This window comes from Methylobacterium sp. D53M (assembly GCF_053345625.1).
In genome coordinates this window covers 14,664-37,955 of sequence record NZ_JBKFAL010000001.1, presented here as the reverse complement: position 1 = coordinate 37,955, position 23,292 = coordinate 14,664, and the positions used below count along the sequence as shown (strand labels likewise).

The following is a 23,292-nucleotide window of genomic DNA, read 5'->3' as shown; positions in this document are numbered from 1 at the left end:
GGCGGCGCCCGCTCCCAACAAGAACCACGAGTCTCAACGCGAAGAACCGGGGGGCCAGAGCAGGCCCTCGCGGGAGGAACACCCATGAGCGGCACGACACTGAACAGCCGAGGGCGCACGGCGCCCCCGGGACCACGCCCACGCGAGATCGCCGCCGATCCGCAGGTCGAGCGGATCGCCCGGACACCCGAGTTCCAGCAGCTCGTTCACGAGCGCACCCGCTTCGCCTGGATCCTGACGATCCTGATGCTGGTCGTCTATTTCGGCTTCATCGGCCTGATCGCCTTCGACAAGTCGCTCCTCGCCGTGAAGGTCGGCGGCACCGCCTCTCTCGGCCTGTTCGCGGGCGTGTTCGTGATCCTGTTCGCCTTCGCGCTCACCGGTGTCTACGTCGCCCGGGCCAACACGCGCTTCGACGCGCTGAGCGAAGCCCTGAAGCGGAGCGTGGCCCGATGAACCGCCTCCTCCTCGGCCTGACGCTCGCCACGATCGTCGCGAGCGCCGCCTACGCGGCCGGCCCGGATCTCGGTGCCGTCGCGCAATCGGCCACGAACTGGCCGGCCATCCTGATGTTCCTGTTCTTCGTGTTGCTGACGCTCGGCATCACCTACCGGGCGGCCAAGGGCACCAAGTCGGCCGCCGACTTCTACGCGGCGGGCGGCGGCATCTCGGCCGGCACCAACTCGCTGGCGATCGCCGGCGACTACATGTCGGCGGCCTCGTTCCTCGGCATCTCCGGCCTCGTCTACACCTCGGGCTTCGACGGGCTGATCTACTCGACGGGCTTCCTGGTCGGCTGGCCGATCGTGCTGTTCCTGATCGCGGAGCGCCTGCGCAACCTCGGCAAGTTCACCTTCGCCGACGTGGCGAGCTTCCGCCTCGACCAGACCGCGATCCGCATCATCTCGGCGGTGGGCACCCTGGTGGTGGTGGCCTTCTACCTGATCGCCCAGATGGTCGGCGCGGGGAAGCTGATCCAGCTCCTGTTCGGCCTGCCCTACCTCTACGCGGTGATCATCGTCGGCGTCCTGATGATCGTCTACGTCGCCTTCGGCGGCATGAAGGCGACCACCTGGGTGCAGGTGATCAAGGCCTGCCTGCTGCTCGGCGGCGCGACCTTCATGGCCGGCGCGGTGCTGCTGAAGTACGGCTTCAACCCGGAAGTGCTGTTCGCCAGCGCCGTTCAGGTCCACCCGAAGGGCGACGCCATCATGGCGCCGGGCGGCCTCGTGTCGAACCCGGTCGAGGCGATCTCGCTCGGCGTCGGCCTGATGTTCGGCACCGCCGGGCTGCCGCACATCCTCATGCGGTTCTTCACGGTCTCGGACGCCCAGGCCGCCCGCAAGTCGGTGTTCTACGCCACCGGCCTGATCGGCTACTTCTACATCCTGACCTTCATTATCGGCTTCGGCGGCATCGCGCTGCTGATGTCGGACCCGGTCTACTTCAAGCTCGGGCCGGCCGGCGCCTTCGACAAGCTGAAGGACATGATCGGCGGCACCAACATGGTGGCGGTGAACCTCGCCAACGCGGTGGGCGGGCCGTACTTCCTCGGCTTCATCTCCGCGGTGGCCTTCGCGACGATCCTCGCGGTCGTCGCCGGGCTCACGCTCGCCGGGGCCTCGGCGATCAGCCACGACCTCTACGCCCAGGTGATCGCCCGCGGGCGCACCACCGAGAAGCACGAGGTCAACCTGTCGAAGATCTCGGCGGTGGTGATCGGCATCGTGGCGATCTACCTCGGCTACGTGTTCGAGAACCAGAACGTCGCCTTCATGGTCGGCCTCGCCTTCGCGGTGGCGGCGAGCTGCAACTTCCCGGTGCTGGCCATGTCGATCCTGTGGCGCGGCACCACCACCTGGGGCGCGCTCGCCGGCGGCCTCGTCGGCCTGCTCGCGGCGGTCATCATGGTGGTGCTGTCGAAGGCCGTATGGGTGACCACGCTGGGCAATCCCGCCCCGCTCTTCCCCTACGACAACCCGGCGCTGTTCTCGATGCCGCTGGCCTTCGCGACGATCTGGATCGTCTCCCTCATGGACAAGTCCCGCCGGGCCCAGCGCGAGCGGGCCGCCTTCGAGGCGCAGTACGTGCGCTCCGAGACCGGCATCGGGGCGGCCGGCGCGCACGCGCACTGACGGCCTTCCGAAGCGTCGAACAGGCGGAGGGCGCGGCGCGAGCCGCGCCCTTCGTCGTTCCGGTGACAACTGCGTACGCGCCCATGTTGACGGGGGTCTTCACGATCGCTTTACCGGTTGACCGCTCCGATCGGTGCGATAACGCATAGGTGATCTGCGCCGTGCGCAGAACCGCCCGGGAATCGGGCCGGTGAGGGGGCGATCCGTGTCGCGGGCCGCCCGAATGCGTCTGGGAGGACCTGTTTCATGGCTGTGGCAACCGCGAGTGCGCGGACAGGGGACGCCGCGAGGCCGATGACGTCGGCCGAGAAGCGGGTGATCTTCGCGTCCTCGCTCGGCACCGTGTTCGAGTGGTACGATTTCTATCTCTACGGCTCTCTGGCGGCGATCATCGGCGCGCAATTCTTCTCGGCCTACCCGCCGGCCACGCGCGACATCTTCGCCCTGCTGGCCTTCGCGGCCGGCTTCATCGTCCGCCCGTTCGGCGCCCTCGTGTTCGGCCGCGTCGGCGACCTCGTCGGCCGCAAGTACACCTTCCTCGTCACGATCCTGATCATGGGTCTGTCGACCTTCATCGTCGGCATCCTGCCCAACGCGGCGACCATCGGCATCGCGGCCCCGATCATCCTGATCGTCCTGCGCCTCGCCCAGGGCCTCGCGCTCGGCGGCGAGTATGGCGGCGCGGCGACCTACGTGGCCGAGCACGCCCCCAACGGCCGGCGCGGCTTCTACACGAGCTGGATCCAGACGACCGCGACCCTGGGCCTGTTCCTGTCGCTGATGGTGATCCTGGCGACCCGGACCATCACCGGCGAGGCCGCCTTCGCCGAGTGGGGCTGGCGCATCCCGTTCCTGGTCTCGGTGCTGCTGCTCGGCATCTCGGTCTGGATCCGTCTCCAGCTCTCCGAATCCCCGGCCTTCCAGAAGATGAAGGAGGAGGGCAAGACCTCGAAGGCGCCGCTCACGGAGGCGTTCGGCCAGTGGCGGAACGCGAAGTTCGCCATCATCGCCCTGTTCGGGCTCGTCGCCGGCCAGGGCGTGGTCTGGTACACGGGCCAGTTCTACGCGCTGTTCTTCCTGCAATCGATCCTGAAGGTCGACGGCTACACGGCCAACCTGCTGATCGCGTGGTCGCTGCTCTTCGGCACCGGCTTCTTCGTGGTCTTCGGCTGGCTGTCCGACAAGATCGGCCGCAAGGTCATCATCCTGGCGGGCTGCGCGATCGCGGCGGCGACGTTCTTCCCGATCTTCAAGGGGATCACCTCGACGGCCAACCCGAAGCTCGAGGCGGCGATCGAGAACGTGAAGGTGACGGTGACGGCCGATCCGGCCGCCTGCGGAACCCTGTTCAACCCGGTCGGAACCCGGGTGTTCACCCAGCCCTGCGACCTCGCCCGTGACTTCCTGTCGAAGTCGTCGGTCCGCTACTCGACCGCCCCCGGCGCGGCCGGCCAGCCCACCACGATCCGGGTCAACGACACCGAGATCCCGTACCCGCAGGGCGGCAACGTCGAGGCCAACAAGGCCACGACCGCCGCGCTGCAGGCCGCGGGCTACCCGAAGGCCGGCGACCCCGAGATCGTCAAGATGTCGAACCCGTTCGACATCTTCCGGCCGCAGGTCGCGCAGGTGATCGGCCTGCTGTTCATCCTCGTGCTCTTCGTCACGATGGTCTACGGCCCGATCGCCGCCATGCTGGTGGAGCTGTTCCCGACCCGGATCCGCTACACCTCGATGTCGCTGCCCTACCATATCGGCAACGGCTGGTTCGGCGGCCTCCTGCCGGCGACCGCCTTCGCCATGGTGGCCCAGACCGGCGACATCTATTTCGGCCTCTGGTACCCGATCGTGATCGCGGTCGCGACCGTGATCATCGGCGTGTTCTTCGTGCCGGAGACCAAGGATCGCGACATCTTCGCCGACACCTGATCGGCGCGAGCCGGCCGGACCAAGGTCCGGCGCGTGTCAGAGACGCCCAGGCAGCTCGCGCTGCCTGGGCGTTCTCGTTCGTACGGCACGACGCGGCCGTCCCGCTTGTGTCGAGCCGGCAACGCGGCGGCGAAATAGCGACCCGTGCGGTTCCTCACGGATTGCGTTTCGTCTGGTCCTATACGGATGTGTCAAGTATCGAGGCCCGGCGGAAACAGGCCTCGACCGACCGGATCCGGAGCGTCAATTGTCCTAGTTCAAACTTTTAATGTTGCGAGAGGCGACTTATTGCAACTGCAAGTAATCTGACCGGCGACCCCGAGCTCATCGAGGGCGCGCCCGTCACCCGAGCCTGGACAAGATTTAACCTGCCGACAATCGGCCCGGTGGAACCCGATGCGGTACGAGCCCGTATCGGCTTTCCCTCCGCACCGGGCCCCTGGGATATCGAACGTGAACACCGTCCTGACACTTCTGCGCAGTCAGCCCGGCACGAAGCCACCGCTTCTCCTTGTGATTACCTGGTCCCTCGTCGCCGCTGGGCTCTGGATCCTGATCAACAGGTACGCCGGACGGCTGGTCTGGTGGTGGTGATGCGCCTCACCGCCCCCGATCGCTCTCGGGGTACCCGGTGAGATAGGCGCCGAGGAGATACCCTGCCTGATGCGCGGTTAGATATCCCAACACGATCAGGACGCGCAGCAGGTCGATCCCGTAGACCGACACGAAGATCGTCGTGGCGGTGAACAGGATCACCGACGAGGTCAGGGCGAGGATGGTCACCGAGTAGGATCGGCCGAGAAGCCATCCCACGAGAAACAACAGCGCTGCGACCACCATCTCGTCACTCGACCCGGAGCTGTTCCAGGAAGTTCTCCACGCGAGCTTCCGGCGCATTTCCCCGCGATGATGGCGTGCGGCCGAGAAAATTTCAACCCGCGGCGCAGACACCGCGCCTATTCGACAAGTTTGGAATATTACACCCGCAATGTTGCACCAAAGATAGTTTTCCCGAACGCCGACCATTCATTGCCGAGCTTGGTCGGGCAACGCGTCTGTTCACGGCAATGCTGGGCGGAAGCGCCCGCTCGGCAAACAATCGACCCGGCCGATCCGATCGCGGCGTATCGTTAACGCGGCGCGGCGGCGCGACCGCGGGTGTTCCGGGGCGTCCGGACCGGTGCGGCCGCCCCCGAGGTGGCGCGCCGTCCCGGAGGGCGGGAGACGGCCCGCCGGCTCAGTGCCGGAAGTGGCGGTGCCCCGTCAGGACCATGGCGAGACCGGCCTCGTCGGCCGCCGCGACCACGTCCGCGTCGCGCATCGAGCCGCCGGGCTGGATCACCGCGGTGGCGCCCGCCTCGGCGGCCGCCATGAGGCCGTCCGCGAACGGGAAGAACGCGTCCGACGCCACCACCGAGCCGACAGCGAGGCTCTCAGCCAGCCCGAGACGCTTCGCCCCCTCGGCGGCCTTCCAGGCGGCGATGCGCGAGGAATCGACCCGGGACATCTGGCCCGCGCCGATGCCGACCGTGGCGCCGGCCTTCGCGTACACGATGGCGTTCGACTTCACGTGCTTGGCCACCCGGTAAGCGAACCGGAGATCGGCCAGCTCGGCCTCGCTCGGCGCGCGCTTGGTCACGACCGTGAGCGGCATGTCGTCGACGACCGCCGCGTCCCGGCTCTGGACCAGCAGCCCGCCCGCGAGGGTCCGCACGGTCTCCCCGCCGGCCCGCGGGTCGGGCACGCCGCCGGCCAGCAGCAGGCGCAGGTTCTTCTTGCCGGCCACGATGGCCGCCGCCTCGGGCGTGGCGTCGGGGGCGATGATCACCTCCGTGAAGATCTCGACGATCCGGCGGGCCGCCTCGGCGTCGAGGGTCCGGTTCAGGGCGACGATGCCGCCGAACGCGGAGGTCGGGTCGCAGCTCAGGGCCCGCTCGTAGGCCTCGAGCAGGCTCGCCCCCTCGGCGACGCCGCAGGGGTTGGCGTGCTTGATGATGGCCACGGCGGCGGTCCGGGCCGGGTCGAACTCGGCCACGCACTCGTAGGCGGCGTCCGTGTCGTTGAAGTTGTTGTAGGACAGCTCCTTGCCCTGGAGCTGGCGGGCGGTGGCCACGCCCGCCCGGACCTTACCGGGGGCGCGGTAGAAGGCGGCCGACTGGTGGGGGTTCTCGCCGTAGCGCAGTTCCTGGCCCAGGGAACCGCCGAAGGCCCGGAAGCGGGCCGGCGCCTCGGCGCCGAAGCGGCCCGCCATCCAGTTGGCGATGCCGGCATCGTAGGACGCGGTGCGGGCGAAGGCCTTCTGCGCCAGGCTCCGGCGCAGATCCGCGCCGAGTGCGCCGTCCTGCGCCTCGAGGGCGGCGAGGACGCCGGCATAGTCCGACACGTCGGTGACGACGGCGACGTCCGCGTGGTTCTTGGCCGCCGCGCGGATCATCGCCGGGCCGCCGATATCGATGTTCTCGATGCAGTCGGCGTCGGACCGGTCGGCCGCGATGGTCGCCTCGAACGGGTAGAGGTTGACCACGAGGAGATCGATGGCGCCGATGCCGTGGGCGGCGAGCGCGGCCTGGTGCTCCGGGTTGTCGCGGATGGCGAGCAGGCCGCCGTGGACCGCCGGGTGCAGCGTCTTGACCCGGCCGTCCATCATCTCCGGGAACCCCGTCAGGTCGGCGACCTCGGTGACCGGCAGGCCGGCCTCCTGCAGGGTCCGGTGGGTGCCCCCGGTCGAGACCAGCGCGATGCCGCGGGCATGGAGCGCCCGGGCGAAATCGACGAGGCCGGTCTTGTCCGAGACCGAGAGGAGCGCGCGGGAGACCCGCACCTGATCGTGCGCCATAGCTTCGTGCCGAAAGTTCGAGATTTTCCGGCGCGGTAGCATGGAAACGGTGAGCCCGGCCAGCCGGCCCTGTCCGGAGACCCGTCAGGGCGCCACGCCGCGCAGGGGCGCGGAGGCCCGACGCTCGAAGCTCCACCGGACTTCCACATCGTCGGATACCCGCAGATGAAGGACGATCTGGTCGGTCCGGCGCGGTCCGGTCAGGCCCGAGAAGTAGACGCTCTCCTCGATGGCGATCTCGGCGTTCTCGGCGCTGAACACCCAGACCTCCCCGAGCGCCGAGGCGAGTTCCAGCCCCTCCGGGACGCTGCGCACCGCGATGCCGGGATGCAGGTGGAAACGGATCGCCACGTCCTGCGGGCGCAGCCGCCGCCCGCGGCTGAGCCCCTTGCCCTGGCGCAGGAAGGCGTCGCGGCCCTCCAGGCGCGCCGTCGCGTGGAAGAGCTGCCAGCGGCGCTCGTGCACGATGCCGAATTCGGGGGCGTAGCCGTTGTGCCGGGCCGCGAGGACGACGCTGTCGGCCTCCTCGGCCCGCTCGGCCGCCACCGCCGATGGACCGCTCAGGACCACGGGCCCGCGCCGGCCGATCAGCCAGTCCGCCAGCAACCGCTCGCCCCACCACCCGGTGCGGGTGAGGAACCGGCAGGATGAGGCGTGGGCCACCGAGGCCGTCGAATGGGCCGGCGTCGAGCGGGCGAGGAGGCGCAGATCCGCGCCGCTGGCCGGCAGGCCGCAATTGACCACGATGCGCTGCGGCCCGCTCGACATCTCGAAGGCGAGGCAGCCCGCACCGGCATTCACCGCGTAGGGCAGCGGCGGGCTGGCACCGACATCGGCCACGATCACCACCCGGCCGCCCTCCAGGCGCTCGTAGCCCGAGTTCGGCGCGTGCATCAGCGGGCGGGCGAGCGCGCCGTCGTAGACCAGCAGGGTCGCGAGATGGTCCGCGTCCGTGGCGCCCATGCCGTTGAAGTGGCTCAGCGAGGCGTCCGGGTGGCGGAGCAGTCGCAGCAGCGGCAGCATCCGGTCGACCGCGCGCAGGAGCGCCAGCGGCGGCTCGACGCTGCGGCTCAGGTAGCTCTGCCGCAGCGGCAGGAGGTCGAGGAGCAGCTCCATGGCGTAGCGCGGGTCGCGGGACCGGTGGCCGCCGTCGGTCAGGATCTGCCGGTCGAGCTCCCGCGTCAGGATGCGGGTCGCCCGGCGCAGGATCGGCTGGATGCCGTCGCAGCACAGGCCGGCGTAGCAGAGCGCCACCGCGGCGTTCAGGCGCCATTGCGGCGGCACACCGCGCCGGAGGTCGCGCTCGAGCTGCTGGGCGTTGCGGCCGATCGCCTTGAGGAAGTTCTGGTAGAAGCCGTGGTCGGCACCCTCCAGCACGAGGGGCGACTGGCACAGGAACGAGATCAGCCGGCGCGCCGCCACCGGCGTCTGGCGGGCGAGGGCCGCGTCGCCGCGGCCGGCGATGAAATCGGCCACGAAGGCGCGGGCATTGGCGCGGGCCAGCGCGGTGTCGGCGGCGCGCAGGTGGCGCAGCCAGCCGAAGCCGTAGAGCTCGTCGGCCCATTCCGGCGACGGTGCCGCGTAGTCGAAGGGCGAGCCGCCGCTCGCCGCGAGTGACCGGCCGGCGAAGACGAACAACCCGGCATAGATGTCGTCCGCGAAGGTCGCGTCGGAGGTGCGCAGGTCCTGCGGCGCGATCACCAAGCCGGCGACCCGCATCCGGGCGAGGATGTCGGGCGGGGCTGTGACGCTGGCGCCGGCGGCGCGGACCGCGCGCGCGGTCTCACGCGCGACGAGCCGATAGAAGCGCCAGCGGTCAGGCCCCCAAGCCACGCGATCTCCGAGCTACGCGTTCTGAAGGCCCCAAGGCCTTGAGCCCTCGCGCACGAGGATCGGCTGGCACCCGTTTCGTAAGGCTAGTGGGGGCCTCTTAACCGGCGGTTTACGCTATGTCATGTCCGACGCCGTGAAGGCGAAGGATCGCGGCGGCGCGCCCTCCCGGCGGGCTAGCCCGGCATCAGCGCGGCGTCGAACGCCTTGATGTTCGACCGCATCAGGTCGAGATACGTCGCGGCTGGGCCGTCCGGCGCCGAGAGCGCGTCGGAATAGACCTTGCCGCCGACGCGGGCGCCGCTCTCGCGGGCGATCTGCTGCATCTGGCGCGGGTCGCTAATGTTCTCGAGGAACACCGCCGGCACGCGCTCCTTCCGGATCTGGCGGATGATCGCGGCCACGTCCCGCGGGCTCGCCTCGCTGTCCGTCGACACGCCCTGCGGCGCGATGAAGCGCAGGCCGTAGGCCGCCGCGAAGTAGCCGAAGGCGTCGTGGGTCGTGATGATCCGCCGCCGCTCCGGAGGGATGCGGGCGATCGCCGCCCGGACGTCCCGCTCCAGCGCGTCGAGCTCGGCGAGGTAGGCGGCCGCCGCCGCCCGGTAGGCGTCGGCATGGGCCGGATCGACCTTGGCGAGGCCGTCCCGGATGTTCGCCACGTAGGTCCGCACGTTGGCGACGTCCTGCCAGGCATGCGGGTCCACGGCGTGGTCGCCGTGTCCGTGTCCGTGGTCGCCGTCCTCGTGGGCGTGCTCGTCCTGCGCGGGGATCGGCTTCACGCCCGCGGAGGCCACCACCACGGGGGCGCGCGTGCCGGAGGCCCGGATCAGCCGGTCGAACCAGCCCTCCAGCCCGAGGCCGTTGACGAACACGATGTCGGCTTCGGCGAGCTTGCGCGCGTCGGCCGGGGACGGGCTCAGGCCGTGCGCGTCGGAGTCCGGACCGACCAGCGTCGCCACCGTCACGTGCGATCCGCCGACCTGCCGGACGAGGTCGCCGAGGATCGAGAAGGTCGCCACCGCCCGCACCGGCTGGTCCTGCGGTGCGGCCGAGACCGGCCCCGCCGATCCGAACCACAGGGACAGGATCGCGAGCGCCGCGATCCGGAATGTTCTCGCCACGCGCCGCACCGCTCCACCTGCTGCAACCCCGTCGCGCCTGCCACTAATGTAACATTGTTACATACACAAGCGGGATACACGGCGGGTGCCCTATGCGCGGCGTTGGGCGCCGCCGCGGGCCGCGGCGACGTCCCGAGCGTGAGACGGAGATTTCCATGTCCCGACCTTTGACGGCGGCCATCCTGGTGACCGGGGCGCTCGGCCTCGGGCTCGTCGGCGCGGCGGTCGCGCGCGATCACGGACCCGAGGGCTTCCGCGGGCACGGCCGCTGGAGCGCGCTGACCCCCGAGGACCGCGCGGCCTTCACGGATGCCCGCATCGCCGCCCTGCATGCCGGCCTGAAGCTCAACGCCGACCAGGAGAAGCTGTGGCCGCCGGTGGAGACGGCGATCCGCGACATGGCCAAGCTGCGCCAGCAGCGCCGCGAGGCGATGCGCGACCGGCCGAAGTTCAGCGACGACGCCCCGGCGGCGCTGCGGGCGATGGCGGACGCGGCGAGCGCGCGGGGCGACGCCCTGCGCAAGCTCGCCGACGCGTCCCAGCCGCTCTACGCCAGCCTCGACCAGGACCAGAAGCGGCGCGCCATGATCCTCGCCCGACCGATGGGCCCGATGGCCGGTCACGGCATGCGGGGCGGCTGGCACCGGGACCGCGGTGACGATCGCGGCGACGACCACGGGCCGCGCGGCGACGGCCGCTGAGCAAAAGCCTTGATCCGCGGCGGCGGCGGCGGCAAACCGCAGCCGCCGCGCATCCTGCCCCGGGGCGGCACTGATCCGACCCGGTAGGTCTCATGGCGCGCCTTCCCGGCGACACGGCTCCCCTCCTCGCCCGGCTCTGGCGCACGTGGCTGTACCCGCACCGGGCCACCTTGGCGGTGGTGCTGGTGTTGATCGCCCTGGTCGGCGCCTCGACCGGGCTCTACCCGGCGCTGATCAAGGCCGCCTTCGACGCCTTCGACCGCAAGGACGCTGCCGCCATCGCGTACGGACCGCTGGTGGTGATCGTCGTCACGGCCACGCGCGGCTTCGCCCTCTACGGCCAGACGGTGCTGACCAATCGGGTGGTGACCCGGGTCGAGGCCGACATGCAGGCGGCGCTCTACGGGCATCTCATCGATTCGGATCTCGCCCAGCTCGGCCGCGAGAGCCCGGCGGCGCTCACCCAGCGCTTCACCACCGACTTCGCCTTCATCAAGGAGGCGCTGACCCGCATCTCGACGGTCCTGCTCCGCGACATCGCGATGCTGATCGGGCTCGTGGCGGCGCTGATCTGGATGGATCCGGTGCTGACCCTCGTGGCCGGCGTCACGGTCCCGTTCGTGGCGGGACCGATCGGGCGGATCGGCCGGAAGCTCCGGCGGGTCTCGACCTCGACCCAGGAGCAGATGGGCGCCACCGCCAGCCTGATCTCCGAGAGCCTGCAGGGGGCCCGGGTCGCCAAAGCCTACGCGATGGAGGCCTACCTCAAGGGCCGCGCCGCGGAGGCCCTCGACGAGGTGCGGCGCCTCAAGATGAAGGCCGCCAATGCCCGCGGCCGCCTCGACCCGCTGCTGGAGATCGGCGGCGGCATCGCGGTGGCGGGCGTCCTGGTGCTGGTCGGCCAGCGGGTCCTGGCCGGCGAGAAGACGGTCGGCGACTTCACCGGCTACGTGGCGGCCCTGCTCCTCGCCGCCCAGCCGGCCCGGGCGCTGGGCAACCTCAACGCCATCCTGCAGGAGGCGGCGGCCGCGCTGCGGCGCTACTTCGACGTCATGGACGAGAGCGCCACGATCCGCGAGGCGCCGGAGGCCCGACCGCTGGCGGTGACCGGCGGCGCGATCCGCTTCGCCGACATCCGGTTCCGCTACCGGCCGGACGCGCCGGCGCTGGAGGGCATCGACCTCGGGATCCCGGCCGGATCGGTGACGGCGCTCGTCGGGCGCTCGGGCTCGGGCAAGTCCTCGCTGCTCAACCTCGTTCCGCGCCTCTACGACGTCACCGGCGGCGCCGTGACCATCGACGGCCAGGATGTCCGGGACGTGACGCTGGCCTCCCTGCGCGCCGCGGTGGCGGTCGTCTCGCAGGAGGTCGTGCTGTTCGACGACACGATCGCCGCCAATATCGGCTTCGGCCGACCCGGGGCGACGCCCGCGGAGATCCAGGCGGCGGCCGAGGCCGCCGCGGCCCACACCTTCGTCTCGGCCCTCCCGGAAGGCTACGGATTCCGGGTCGGCCCGGGCGGCGGCCGGCTCTCGGGCGGCGAGCGGCAGCGGGTGGCGCTGGCCCGCGCCTTCCTCAAGGACGCGCCGATCCTGCTCCTCGACGAGGCGACCTCGGCCCTCGATTCCGAATCGGAGCGGCTCGTCCAGGAGGCGCTGACCCGGCTGATGCGCGGCCGCACCACCCTGGTGATCGCCCACCGGCTCTCGACCGTGCGCGACGCCGATCAGATCGCCGTGATGGAGGCGGGCCGGGTGATCGAGACCGGGCGCCACGACGACCTGCTCGCCGCCGGCGGCGCCTACGCGCGCCTGCACCGTCTGCAGCTGTCGGAGCCCGCGACCGCCGAGTGACGCGCCGAGTGACGCGCCGAGTGACACGCCGAGTGACTCGGCGAGCGACTCGCATGTGCGGCGACGCCGTCATGCGCCGGCTCCGTAGATTCGCGCGCCGGAGCGCGCCATAAGGGCCTCAGTCGATGAGGACCACACCGTGAGCGACCTGACGTTCGAGATCCAAAGTCATCCGGCCCCGCGGACCGCCGAGGAGCGGGCCGCGCTGATGGCGAATCCTGGCTTCGGCAAGGTGTTCACAGACCACATGGTGGTGGCGCGCTACACCGCCGGCCGCGGCTGGCACGACGCGCGGATCCAGGCGCGCGAGGCCATCCCCCTCGATCCTGCCGCCGCGGTGCTGCACTACGCGCAGGAGATCTTCGAGGGCCTGAAGGCCTACCGCACCGCGGACGGCGGCGCGGCCCTGTTCCGGCCGGAGGCCAACGCCCTGCGCTTCCGCCGCTCCGCCGAGCGGATGGCGATGGCGCCCTTCCCGGAGGACGCCTTCGTCGAGGCGATGCGCAGGCTCGTCGAGATCGACCGCGCCTGGATCCCCGACACGCCGGACGGCAGCCTCTACCTGCGCCCGTTCATGATCGCCAGCGAGGCCTTCCTGGGTGTCAAGCCGGCCTCGGAATACCTGTTTGTGACGATCGCCTCGGCCGTCGGCTCCTACTTCAAGGATCCGACCGGCACCGTGACGGTGTGGGTCTCGGAGCACTTCACCCGCGCGGCCCCGGGCGGCACGGGCGCAGCCAAGTGCGGCGGCAACTACGCGGCGAGCCTCGCGGCGCAGTCGGAGGCGGCGTCCCAGGGCTGCGAGCAGGTGGTGTTCCTCGACGCGGCCGAGCGCCGCTACGTCGAGGAGCTCGGCGGCATGAACGTGTTCTTCGTCTTCGAGGACGGCACGCTGGTGACGCCGCCGCTCTCGGACAGCATCCTGCCCGGCATCACCCGCGACTCGGTGATCACGCTGGCGCGGGAGGCGGGCCTGACCGTGAAGGAGGAGCCCTACACGATCGACGCGTGGCGCGCCGACGTGCGGGAGGGCCGCCTGACCGAGGCCTTCGCCTGCGGTACTGCCGCGGTGATCACGCCGATCGGCACCGTGAAGGGCCGGGAGGAGAGCTTCACCATCGGGAACGGCAAGGCCGGCCCCGTGGCCCAGCGGCTGCGGAGCCTGCTGGTGGACATCCAGCGGGGCAATTCCAATGACGCCCACGGCTGGTTCCAGAAGATCTTCTGAGAGCCGGCGTCCGCCCGCGGCCGTGTGGTCGGGGTCGGGACTGCCGGGTTCGCCGCGAGGACCGGGCAGGCGTCTGCCCGGTCCTCGCCCTCGTCCCGAGGTCGCGGCGCGCGTTGCGGACTTCTCGGGCGGTCTTCGGCGGAGCGCACGGTGACGGATACGGCTGCCGCGCGCGTGACGGACGCGTCGGTCCACTCTCCCGAGCCGCCCATCGGCCCCTGGAACCCGGGCGTCCGGTCCGATCTGCCGTCCGCCTTCCTGCCCCTCGTGACCGTCTACCGGCCGGAGCACGTCGAGACGCCGCTCCGCGACGCCCTGGACCTGAGCGACCTCTGCGGGCTGCCCGCCCGCCAGCTCACCCGGTTCCGGGCCGGGCGCCTCGTCGTCCACGAGGTCCTGATCCGGGTAATGTCGGATCTCTCCGTGCCGGTGGGCGAAGTCTACGCCGATCTCGGCGTGAACTTCCGCGCCATCGTCGCGACCATCCTGCGCGAGGGCATCGAGCCGCGCCTCGCCGAGGTCGAGTCCGCCCTTGACCGGATCCGCGCCGAGGCCGACGCGGTGCTCGCCCGCGAGATCGCCGCCATCCTGGAGGAGAGACCTCCCCCGCCGCCGCCAGAGCCGCGCTGGCTCGACCGCCTGCTCGGGCGCCGCCCGCCGACGGTCCAGGCGCCGCGCGAGGATCTCGCGACCCGGGCCCTGCGCCATCTCGAGAGCTGGCAGCGACGCGCCGCCGAAACCGGCGACGCCCTGGAGACGGCCGCCTGCGAGGCCCTGCGCGCCGTGGTGTCGGGCCTCATCGCGCGGCAGAATGCGGTCATCCGCGACGCCGCGCTGCTGCGGACCATCGCGGGGACGCTGGTCTCGAACGGCTACGGCAGCCGGCGCGTCGGCGAGCAGATCGAGCCCTGGATCGACGCCGTCGTCGAGGCGCAGCGCTACCGGCGGCTGGCGCCGCAGGATCATCCGGTGGTGATGAACGTGAAGGGCGCCTCGGCGTCCGGAAAGAGCACGATCCGCCCCTACCAGCTCGGCCTCGCCAGGCGGCTGGGCATGGCGTGGTCGGACTTCGCGGTGATCACCCCCGACGTCTGGCGCAAGTACCTCCTCGACTACGACAGCCTGGGCGAAGCTTCGCGGTACGCCGGGACGCTGACCGGCTACGAGGTCGAGATCATCGACATGAAGCTCGACCGCTACGTCACCCGCAAGGCGGCGGAGCGGCGGATCTCGAACCTGCTGATCGACCGGTTCCGGTTCGACAGCTTCCAGGCCGACGCGGGCTCGGACGGCGGCGGCCAGTTGCTCACCCGGTTCGGCGACCGCGTCTACATGCAGTTCATGGTCACGCCTCCGGCCGACACCGTGGAGCGCGCCTGGAAGCGCGGCGAGCTGTTCGGCCGCTACAAGGCCGTCGAGGACCTGCTGGCCCACAACGTCGAGGCCTATACCGGCATGCCGCGCCTGTTCTTCAACTGGGCGCTCGCACGGGACAAGCAGGTGGTCTGCGAGTTCCTCGACAACAGCGTCCCGCTCGGCGAGCGCCCGCGCACCATCGCGTTCTGGGCGGACGGAATTCTCAACATCCTCGACGTGAAGGGGCTGATCGACATCGACCGCTTCCGCAAGGTCGACATCTTCGCCCACGGGCCCGACGCGGTGTTCGACGGCGCCGACCTCTCGGCCTCCGCCAACACCAGCTTCCTGCGCGAATGCCTGCGCCGGATGGCGGTCGTCCGCTTCGTTCAGGCCGAGACCGGCCGGGCCTTCATGCGTCTCGACCGCGGTCGGATCACGGCGCTGGATCCGGGAACCCTGGCGGCGGTGAAGTCGGGACCCGACTGGGAGGCCGCCTGCGCCCTCATCGGCTTCCCGGCCGACCCGGCCTCGATCCCCGCCCTCGACGAGATTCTGAGCCCCGCGGAGGCACCGACTCTCGGTGCCTGGGGACCGATTCCTCCGGCCGGGCAAACGGAATAATATCGCCGCCCTGACACTTCATCCCGTCCGTCTCACCCTGGTATATTGCATACCTAGAACGGATGTGCATGATCGTCGGTGCACGAGAGACGCCGCCAGAGCAAGGCCGCGCCGCCCAAGAGAAGAGGCTCAGGGATGGAACGCCAGGATTCGCCGTCGGCGAAATGGTGGCAGCTCGCCTTCGGCGTGATCTGCATGGCCATGATCGCCAACCTACAATACGGTTGGACACTGTTCGTGGACCCGATCGACCAGCGCTACCACTGGGGCCGCGCGGCGATCCAGCTCGCGTTCACGCTGTTCGTCGCCACGGAGACCTGGCTGGTGCCGGTCGAGGCGTGGTTCGTCGACCGCTACGGTCCGAAGATCGTCGTCGCCTTCGGCGGCGTGATGATCGCCCTCGCGTGGACCATCAACGCCTACGCTGACAGCCTGGCGATGCTCTATCTCGGCGCCGTCGTCGCCGGCATCGGTGCGGGCTCGGTCTACGGCACCTGCGTGGGCAACGCGCTCAAGTGGTTCCCAGATCGCCGCGGCCTCGCCGCCGGCGCCACCGCGGCCGGCTTCGGCGCGGGTGCCGCCATCACGGTGGTGCCGATCGCCAAGATGATCGCGTCGAGCGGCTATCAGGACGCGTTCCTGTACTTCGGCATCGGCCAGGGCGCCGTGGTGCTGGCCCTCGCCTTCCTGCTGCGCAAGCCGTCGACCAACACGCCGGTCCAGCGCAAGAAGACCCGCCTGCCGCAGACCAAGGTCGACCGCAGCCCGCGCGAGGCGGTGCGCACCCCGGTCTTCTGGGTGATGTACGTGATGTTCGTGATGGTCGCCTCCGGTGGCCTGATGGCGGCGGCGCAGATCGCCCCGATCGCCCACGACTTCCAGGTGGCCGGCGTACCGGTGAGCCTGTTCGGCCTGCAGATGGCGGCGCTGACGCTGGCGATCTCGCTCGACCGGGTCTTCGACGGGTTCGGCCGGCCGTTCTTCGGCTACGTCTCCGACAACATCGGCCGCGAGAACACGATGTTCATCGCCTTCTCGACGGCGGCGCTCGCGGTGATCGTGCTGCTGACCTACGGTCACGTCCCGATGGTCTTCGTCCTGGCCACCGCGGTGTATTTCGGTGTGTTCGGCGAGATCTACTCGCTGTTCCCGGCGACCTGCGGCGACACGTTCGGCTCCAAGTACGCCGCCAGCAACGCCGGTCTGCTCTACACCGCCAAGGGCACCGCGGCCTTCCTCGTCCCCTTCGCCAGCATCCTGTCGGCGGCCTACGGCTGGTCGGCGGTGTTCACGCTGATCATCGTCCTCAACGTGACGGCGGCGGCGCTGGCGATGTTCGTCCTGCGCCCGATGCGGGCCCGCTACCTCGCCTCGGAGGACCAGCCCGCGGCGCTCGGCGCCCGGCCGATCCGGGCGGCCTGACCGGCCTCCCATCCCACGGCGTCGCGGAAGCGACGCCCGACCCTCCCGGATCCCCCGCCCTCCCCCTGTTCGGGAGTGCGGGGGATCCCCAGCCAGCCGGCGCCGAGCGCCGCCCGTCCAAACCGATCTTCCGGGAGATACCGTGATGACCGCAGTCGCCAAGATCGTCCACAGCACCCCCGAGGTCGAGGCCGAGCCCGATCTGACCGACGGCTTCCACCTCGTCATCGATGCGCTCAAGCTGAACGGCATCGACACCATCTACGGTGTCCCGGGCATCCCGATCACCGATCTCGGGCGCATGGCCCAGGCCGAGGGGATGCGGGTCATCTCGTTCCGCCACGAGCAGCACGCCGGCAACGCCGCGGCGATCGCGGGCTTCCTCACCCAGAAGCCGGGCATCTGCCTCACCGTCTCGGCCCCGGGCTTCCTCAACGGCCTGACCGCCCTCGCGAACGCCACCACCAACTGCTTCCCGATGATCCTGATCTCGGGCTCCTCCGAGCGCGAGATCGTCGACCTGCAGCAGGGCGACTACGAGGAGATGGACCAGCTCGCCATCGCCAAGCCACTGTGCAAGGCGGCCTTCCGGGTGCTGCACGCCGCCGATATCGGCATCGGCGTCGCCCGCGCCATCCGCGCGGCCTGCTCGGGCCGCCCGGGCGGCGTCTACCTCGACCTGCCCGCCAAGCTGTTCTCCCAGGTGATGGACGCCGAGGCCGGCCAGAAGTCTCTGGTCAAGGTGATCGATCCGGCGCCTGCCCAGCACCCCGCTCCCGAGGCGATCGCCCGGGCGCTCGAGGTCCTGAAATCCGCCAAGCGGCCGCTGATCGTGCTCGGCAAGGGCGCCGCCTACGCCCAGGCCGATGACGCCATCCGCGCCCTCGTGGAGACCAGCGGCATTCCCTACGTGCCGATGAGCATGGCCAAGGGCCTCCTGCCCGATACCCACCCGCTCTCGGCCGGCGCGGCGCGCTCGACGGCGCTGAAGGACTCGGACGTGGTGCTGCTGGTCGGCGCCCGGCTGAACTGGCTGCTGTCGCACGGCAAGGGCAAGAGCTGGGGCGAGCCGGGCTCGACCAAGTTCATCCAGATCGATATCGAGCCCCGCGAGATGGACTCGAACGTCGAGATCGTGGCGCCCGTCGTCGGCGACATCGCCTCCTGCGTGCAGGCGCTGCTCGACGGCATGGGCCAGGGCTGGCAGCAGCCCCCGTCCGACTGGATCGAGACGCTCAAGACCAAGCGCGAGGCGAACGTCGCCAAGATGGCGCCGAAGCTCATGAGCAACGCCTCGCCCATGAACTTCCACGCCGCGCTCGGCGCGCTGCGCACCATCGTCAAGGAGCGGCCGGACGCGATCCTCGTCAACGAGGGCGCCAACACCCTCGACCTCGCCCGCGGCATCATCGACATGTACCAGCCGCGCAAGCGCCTGGACGTCGGCACCTGGGGCATCATGGGCATCGGCATGGGCTTCGCCGTCGCGGCCGCGGTCGAGACCGGCAAGCCGGTGCTCTGCGTCGAGGGTGACAGCGCCTTCGGCTTCTCCGGCATGGAGGTCGAGACGATCTGCCGGTACGGCTTGCCGGTCTGCATCGTGGTGTTCAACAACAACGGCATCTACCGCGGTACCGACACCGATCCGACCGGCCGCGACCCGGCCACCACGGTGTTCGTGCCGGATTCCCGCTACGACAAGATGATGGAGGCCTTCGGCGGCGTCGGCTACCACGTCACCACGCCGGACGAGCTGACCCGCGCGGTCAACGAGGCGATGAACTCGGGCCGCCCGGCCCTCGTCAACGCCGTCATCGACCCGGCGGCCGGCAGCGAGAGCGGCAACATCGGCAGCCTCAACCCGCAGAGCGGGATCAAGAAGAAGAAGTGAGGGCGAGCCCCTCGCGAGATCTCTGATCCCACACCATCGAAGCCGGGCTCGCGTGTCGAGCCCGGCTCTCTGCCTTGACGAGAACGGCGTCGCGGATCCGCGCGGGACGGTGTTCCGCTGAAGCTCCCGGCCTCCGGGAGACCTTCCCCGCACCGTCATCGCGAGCGAAGCGAAGCGGCCCGGGGCGGCGCGGTCCAGTTCCGCGCGGAGCGCGGGGATGGCTTCGCCGCGCCCGCAGTGACGGCGCCGGATCCGTCATCCGTTCGGTGACGGTGCATCCATGATCGATCCCGACCTCGCCGGCCGCCTGCACTTCCGCCACCGGCTCCCGACCGAGGAGCCCCTCCCCCCGGGCCGGCACGACCTCGGCCTCTTCGCCGAGCGCGACGCGGTGCTGGTGGTCCCCGAGGGCCTCGATCCGCGCCGGCCCTGCCCGCTCGTGGTGCTGTTCCACGGCGGCGGCGGCAGCGCCGAGCGCATCCTGCCGATGCTGGAGGCGCACGCCCGGACCGAGCGCTTCCTGATCCTCGCGCCGCAATCCCTGTTCCCGACCTGGGACATCGTCATCGCCGGCCACGGACCCGACCGGGAGCGCGTCGCGGCGGCGCTGGGTCACGTCGCCGACCGGTTCCTGCTCGATCCGCAGCGGCTCTGCTTCGCCGGCCATTCCGACGGCGGCAGCTACACGCTCTCGTCGGGGCTCGCGAACGGCGACGTGGCGAGCCACCTGATCGTCTCGTCGGCGGGGTTCCTGTCGGTGCACCTGCAGGTCGGCGCGCCGCGCATCTTCCTGTCGCACGGCACACAGGACGAGCAGATCCCGATCGACCGGAGCGCCCGGGTCCACGTGCCGGCCCTGCGCGAGGCCGGCTACCCCGTGACCTACGTGGAGTATGACGGACCGCACGCCCACCAGCCGGCCGTGGTGGCGCAGGCGGTCAGGTTCTTCCTGGCGGATCCGCCCGCCGGGCGCTGAGGGTCAGGCCAGGGCAGCCCGGGCCGGCGCGCGGGCGCGGATCGGCGCCTCGGGCGCATCGGCCTCGGACAGGAGCGCCGGGATCAGGTCGGTCTGCGAGACGATTCCGACCAGGCGGCCGTCGTCGTCGACCACCGGCAGGTGGTGAAGCCCCGCCTCCGACATCCGCGGCACCAGGGCGGCCACGGGCGTGTCGGGACCGACCGGCTCGACCGCGCTCATGATGTCGGCCGCGCAGCCGTGGGGGGCGCGGCCGCGCTCGGCGGTGAGGCGCAGGCGTCGGCCGAGACCGAGGCGCGGCCCGCTCCGGTCCCAGGCGGCCTTGTCGAGCAGGTCGGTCTGCGTGACGATGCCGAGGACGCGCGCGCCCTCGTCGGTGACCGGAAGCGCCTTGATGCGGTGACGGCGCAGCAGCCGCATGGCCTCGGAGAGCGGCGCGTCCGGCGCCACCGCGATCACGTCGCGCGACATGATCGCCGCGCAGGTGATCGGGCCCGAGCGGCGGCCGTAGACCCGCATCTGCACGCGCCGCAGGATCTGCTCCAGGTCGCCCCGATCGACGTCCAGGAGCTGGTCGAAATCCTCCAGCGCGGCGTCGAGGTCCGAGGCCCGGAAGCCGACCCGGGCGTCCGAGGGCGGATCCGCCGTCCGGGGCCCGGCCGGGCGCAGGTGCGGGTAGGCGCGCCCGGTGAGGTTGTTGAACAGCAGGGCGGTGGTCAGCAGCAGCAGCGAGTTGACCGCCACCGGCCACAGCACGAAGCCGTAGCCCAGCTCCCGGATCGCCGGGCCGCCGAGCACCGCCGTCAGCGCCACGGCCCCGCTCGGCGGGTGCAGGCAGCGCAGGGCCATCATCAGCGCGATCGCGACCCCGATGGCGCAGGACGCCGCCACGAACGGGTCGCCGATCCAGGCCGCCGCCGTGACGCCGACGAGCGCCGCCACGATGTTGCCGCCGAGGATCGACCAGGGCTGCGCCAGGGGGCTCGCCGGCACCGCGAAGAGCAGCACCGCCGAGGCGCCCATCGGGGCGATCAGCACCGGCAGGGCCTCGGCCGGGACGGAGACCCGGCAGACGAAGCCGGTCGCCAGGATGCCCACGAGGGCACCGGCCGCCGAGCGCAGGCGCTCGCGCTTGCTGACCGGGGTCAGCTCCGGCAGAAAACGGCTGAGGAATGCGCGCATCGGATCCGGGGCTCGCACGTGAAAAGGACGGCGCCCCGGGGAGCGCCGTCCTGTCTCAGGGTCGCTGAGGTCGGGCGGTCCTTATCAGACCGCGCGGGCCTCGTGCATCGCCCGGATCTGCTCCTGGGTGTAACCCAGGTCTGCGAGCACCTCATCGGTGTGCTCGCCGAGCAGCGGCGACGCCTTCACCTCGACCTGCATGTCGGAGAACTTGATCGGGCTTCCGACGGTCAGGTACTTGCCGAGCTTCGGGTGCGCCACCTCGACGACGGTGCCGCTCTCGCGCAGGGACTTGTCCTCGGCGATCTCCTTCATCGACAGCACCGGCGCGCAGGGGATGTCGTAGGTGCGCAGGATGTCGACCGCCTCGAACTTGGTCTTGTCGGCGAGCCACTCCTCGATCGTCTTGAAGATGTCGAAGATCTTGTCCTGGCGGGCCCGCGGCGTGTTGTAGCCCGGGTCGGTGATCCACTCCTCCTTGCCGAGCGCCTTGCAGATCGGCGCCCAGGCGTGGCCCTGGATCGTGAAGTAGATGTAAGCGTTCGGGTCGGTCTCCCAGCCCTTGCACTTCAGCACCCAGCCCGGCTGGCCGCCGCCGCCCGCGTTGCCGCCGCGCGGCACCACGTCGGAGAACTCGCCGTGGGGGTACTGCGGGTACTCCTCGAGGTAGCCGAGCGCGTCGAGGCGCTGCTGGTCGCGCAGCTTCACGCGGCAGAGGTTGATCACCGAGTCCTGCATCGACACGGCGACCTTCTGGCCCTTGCCGGTCTTGTTCTTCTGGTGGAGCGCCGTGAGGATGCCGATGGCGAGGTGCATGCCGGTGTTGGAGTCACCGAGCGCGGCGGCGCTGACGGTGGGCGGCCCGTCCCAGAAGCCCGTGGTCGAGGCGGCACCGCCCGCGCACTGGGCGACGTTCTCGTAGACCTTCAGGTCCTCGTAGTGGTGGCCGTCCGAGAAGCCCTTCACCGAGGCGAGGATCATGCCCGGGTTCAGCTCCTGGATGCGGGCCCAGGAGAAGCCCATCCGGTCGAGGGCGCCGGGACCGAAATTCTCGACCATGACGTCGGAGTCCTGGATGAGCTTCTCGAGGACTTCCTTGCCGGCCTGGGTCTTGGTGTCGAGGGTGAGCGAGCGCTTGTTGGAGTTCAGCATCGTGAAGTAGAGCGCGTCCGCGTCCTCGACGTGGCGCAGCTGCGTGCGGGTCACGTCGCCGGCGCCGGGGCGCTCGACCTTGATCACGTCGGCGCCGAACCAGGCGAGGAGCTGCGTGCAGGCCGGGCCGGCCTGGACGTGGGTGAAGTCGATGATCTTGATGCCTTCCAGCGGCTTGCTCATTGGGCGTTCTCCCTGTGCGGTTCGGTGATCGGGTCCTTCGGATCGTCCGGTGGGCTCAAGGCGCCCGACGGGCCGGATCCGAGGAAGCTTCGAGTTCGGCGACGCGCTGGCGCAGGCGCTTCTCCTCGGCCCAGCGCTCGGTCTCGTCGCGGATCACGGCGACGATCCCGGTCACCCGGTCGGAGGCGTCTCGCACCATCCCCACCGTGAAGGCGATGGAGAGCTGGCGGCCGTCCTTGTGGAGCGCCGGCACCCTCAGGGTCTCTGCCCCGTAGCGGGTGACGCCGGTGCGCATGGTCTTGGCGTAGCCGTCCCAGTGGCGGCGTCGGTGCCGCTCGGGTGTGATCAGATCGAGGGTCTGGCCCAGGGCCTCGGCGGCGGTGAAGCCGAAGATGCGCTCCGCGGCCGGGTTCCAGACCGTGATGGCGCCGTCCGGATCGGACACCACCACCGCGTCGCCGATCGCCTCGGCCAGACCGTGAATTTCGTGGGAACCGGGCGCGGCCAGGGTCGGCCCGGTCGCCGTCATGGGCGCCACCCGGTCGGCGGCGCGGATGAGAGGTGGATCGCGGCAGTCCGGCGCCTTGTCATGGGGCGGCCCTTCCTGAACGTCACGCGCGGAAACGGCGGTAAAATTCCGGTCCCGCATCCTTGAAGGGCTGTCACCCGCCCTCTTCGGTTGGTATTTGGTATGCCAAATGGAGAATGGCGTCAACCGACGGGGTGACAGGTGGCACTTTTCTTCAAGCGACCGGTGGAGCTTTCCGGGCGAAGCCATCTGCCGACGCGCGCCGTTCGACCGCCGCCGCGCGACGCGGCAAGGCGCTCATGTCCTTCTCAGATTTGCCGCTTTCGGCGAGCAGGACTCGGCCC

General features: G+C 70.6%; 17 protein-coding genes. 10 read left to right on the top strand and 7 right to left on the bottom strand.

Annotated elements, in window-relative coordinates; all coding sequences use genetic code 11:
- Positions 1-84 precede the first annotated feature (84 nt).
- From ACLBYG_RS00150 to ACLBYG_RS00140, 3 genes are all read left to right on the top strand, one after another.
- On the top strand, positions 85-456 hold the full coding sequence (locus tag ACLBYG_RS00150; protein WP_447680216.1) for a DUF485 domain-containing protein: 372 nt from the start codon (positions 85-87) through the stop codon (positions 454-456).
- Complete coding sequence (locus ACLBYG_RS00145; RefSeq protein ID WP_447680215.1) at positions 453-2,135, top strand: cation acetate symporter; 1,683 nt, start codon at positions 453-455, stop codon at positions 2,133-2,135. Before ACLBYG_RS00150 ends, ACLBYG_RS00145 begins: the two co-directional genes overlap by 4 nt.
- 294 nt (positions 2,136-2,429) lie before the next feature.
- Positions 2,430-4,064, top strand: coding sequence for an MFS transporter (locus tag ACLBYG_RS00140; protein WP_020092885.1), 1,635 nt, complete (start codon positions 2,430-2,432; stop codon positions 4,062-4,064).
- A gap of 600 nt (positions 4,065-4,664) precedes the next feature.
- On the opposite strand, the gene ACLBYG_RS00135 is transcribed toward ACLBYG_RS00140, so the two are convergent.
- From ACLBYG_RS00135 to ACLBYG_RS00120, 4 genes are all read right to left on the bottom strand, one after another.
- Positions 4,665-4,904 (bottom strand): hypothetical protein, encoded by a 240-nt coding sequence (locus ACLBYG_RS00135; RefSeq protein ID WP_447680214.1) that lies wholly within the window; start codon positions 4,902-4,904, stop codon positions 4,665-4,667.
- 397 nt (positions 4,905-5,301) lie between these two features.
- The gene (purH, locus tag ACLBYG_RS00130; RefSeq protein ID WP_447680213.1) at positions 5,302-6,900 is read right to left on the bottom strand and encodes a bifunctional phosphoribosylaminoimidazolecarboxamide formyltransferase/IMP cyclohydrolase; all 1,599 of its coding nucleotides are present in this window, start codon (positions 6,898-6,900) and stop codon (positions 5,302-5,304) included.
- A gap of 84 nt (positions 6,901-6,984) precedes the next feature.
- Positions 6,985-8,733, bottom strand: a complete 1,749-nt coding sequence (locus ACLBYG_RS00125) for a heparinase II/III family protein (RefSeq protein WP_091925096.1) — start codon at positions 8,731-8,733, stop codon at positions 6,985-6,987.
- A gap of 173 nt (positions 8,734-8,906) precedes the next feature.
- Positions 8,907-9,851, bottom strand: coding sequence for a metal ABC transporter solute-binding protein, Zn/Mn family (locus ACLBYG_RS00120; RefSeq protein WP_447680212.1), 945 nt, complete (start codon positions 9,849-9,851; stop codon positions 8,907-8,909).
- Positions 9,852-10,006: 155 nt separating this feature from the next.
- Here ACLBYG_RS00120 and ACLBYG_RS00115 point away from each other — a divergent pair, with 155 nt between their 5' ends.
- The 7 genes from ACLBYG_RS00115 to ACLBYG_RS00085 all read left to right on the top strand — a co-directional run bounded on the left by ACLBYG_RS00115 (position 10,007) and on the right by ACLBYG_RS00085 (position 19,902).
- Positions 10,007-10,552, top strand: coding sequence for a Spy/CpxP family protein refolding chaperone (locus ACLBYG_RS00115; protein ID WP_447680211.1), 546 nt, complete (start codon positions 10,007-10,009; stop codon positions 10,550-10,552).
- Between the two features lie 92 nt (positions 10,553-10,644).
- Entirely contained in the window at positions 10,645-12,405 is a 1,761-nt protein-coding gene (locus ACLBYG_RS00110) for an ABC transporter ATP-binding protein (RefSeq protein WP_447680210.1), read from the top strand.
- Between the two features lie 139 nt (positions 12,406-12,544).
- The gene (locus ACLBYG_RS00105) at positions 12,545-13,633 is read left to right on the top strand and encodes a branched-chain amino acid aminotransferase (RefSeq protein WP_020092892.1); all 1,089 of its coding nucleotides are present in this window, start codon (positions 12,545-12,547) and stop codon (positions 13,631-13,633) included.
- Between the two features lie 174 nt (positions 13,634-13,807).
- Positions 13,808-15,613: a hypothetical protein gene (locus ACLBYG_RS00100; protein ID WP_447680671.1), complete on the top strand. Its 1,806-nt coding sequence runs from the start codon at positions 13,808-13,810 to the stop codon at positions 15,611-15,613.
- A 135-nt stretch (positions 15,614-15,748) separates the two neighbouring features.
- The gene (gene oxlT / locus ACLBYG_RS00095; RefSeq protein ID WP_447680209.1) at positions 15,749-17,035 is read left to right on the top strand and encodes an oxalate/formate MFS antiporter; all 1,287 of its coding nucleotides are present in this window, start codon (positions 15,749-15,751) and stop codon (positions 17,033-17,035) included.
- A 145-nt stretch (positions 17,036-17,180) separates the two neighbouring features.
- Positions 17,181-18,926, top strand: coding sequence for an oxalyl-CoA decarboxylase (oxc, locus tag ACLBYG_RS00090; protein WP_091980109.1), 1,746 nt, complete (start codon positions 17,181-17,183; stop codon positions 18,924-18,926).
- A 280-nt stretch (positions 18,927-19,206) separates the two neighbouring features.
- Entirely contained in the window at positions 19,207-19,902 is a 696-nt protein-coding gene (locus ACLBYG_RS00085) for an alpha/beta hydrolase (RefSeq protein WP_447680208.1), read from the top strand.
- 3 nt (positions 19,903-19,905) lie between these two features.
- On the opposite strand, the gene ACLBYG_RS00080 is transcribed toward ACLBYG_RS00085, so the two are convergent.
- The 3 genes from ACLBYG_RS00080 to ACLBYG_RS00070 all read right to left on the bottom strand — a co-directional run bounded on the left by ACLBYG_RS00080 (position 19,906) and on the right by ACLBYG_RS00070 (position 22,948).
- A complete protein-coding gene (locus ACLBYG_RS00080; protein ID WP_091925118.1) occupies positions 19,906-21,084 on the bottom strand; it encodes an HPP family protein in 1,179 nt (392 codons plus the stop codon).
- Between the two features lie 84 nt (positions 21,085-21,168).
- A complete protein-coding gene (frc, locus tag ACLBYG_RS00075; protein WP_020092898.1) occupies positions 21,169-22,419 on the bottom strand; it encodes a formyl-CoA transferase in 1,251 nt (416 codons plus the stop codon).
- A 55-nt stretch (positions 22,420-22,474) separates the two neighbouring features.
- Positions 22,475-22,948, bottom strand: coding sequence for a PAS domain-containing protein (locus ACLBYG_RS00070; protein ID WP_244534811.1), 474 nt, complete (start codon positions 22,946-22,948; stop codon positions 22,475-22,477).
- Positions 22,949-23,292 lie beyond the last annotated feature (344 nt).

Bases quoted from the DNA above. Each gene is read 5' to 3' on its own strand.
- ACLBYG_RS00150 (WP_447680216.1), top strand. From the start codon at position 85: ATGAGCGGCACGACACTGAACAGCCGAGGGCGCACGGCGCCCCCGGGA.
- ACLBYG_RS00145 (WP_447680215.1), top strand. From the start codon at position 453: ATGAACCGCCTCCTCCTCGGCCTGACGCTCGCCACGATCGTCGCGAGC.
- ACLBYG_RS00140 (WP_020092885.1), top strand. From the start codon at position 2,430: ATGACGTCGGCCGAGAAGCGGGTGATCTTCGCGTCCTCGCTCGGCACC.
- ACLBYG_RS00135 (WP_447680214.1), bottom strand. From the start codon at position 4,904: ATGGTGGTCGCAGCGCTGTTGTTTCTCGTGGGATGGCTTCTCGGCCGA.
- purH (WP_447680213.1), bottom strand. From the start codon at position 6,900: ATGGCGCACGATCAGGTGCGGGTCTCCCGCGCGCTCCTCTCGGTCTCG.
- ACLBYG_RS00115 (WP_447680211.1), top strand. From the start codon at position 10,007: ATGTCCCGACCTTTGACGGCGGCCATCCTGGTGACCGGGGCGCTCGGC.
- ACLBYG_RS00110 (WP_447680210.1), top strand. From the start codon at position 10,645: ATGGCGCGCCTTCCCGGCGACACGGCTCCCCTCCTCGCCCGGCTCTGG.
- oxlT (WP_447680209.1), top strand. From the start codon at position 15,749: ATGGAACGCCAGGATTCGCCGTCGGCGAAATGGTGGCAGCTCGCCTTC.
- oxc (WP_091980109.1), top strand. From the start codon at position 17,181: ATGACCGCAGTCGCCAAGATCGTCCACAGCACCCCCGAGGTCGAGGCC.
- ACLBYG_RS00085 (WP_447680208.1), top strand. From the start codon at position 19,207: ATGATCGATCCCGACCTCGCCGGCCGCCTGCACTTCCGCCACCGGCTC.
- ACLBYG_RS00080 (WP_091925118.1), bottom strand. From the start codon at position 21,084: ATGCGCGCATTCCTCAGCCGTTTTCTGCCGGAGCTGACCCCGGTCAGC.
- frc (WP_020092898.1), bottom strand. From the start codon at position 22,419: ATGAGCAAGCCGCTGGAAGGCATCAAGATCATCGACTTCACCCACGTC.
- ACLBYG_RS00070 (WP_244534811.1), bottom strand. From the start codon at position 22,948: ATGACGGCGACCGGGCCGACCCTGGCCGCGCCCGGTTCCCACGAAATT.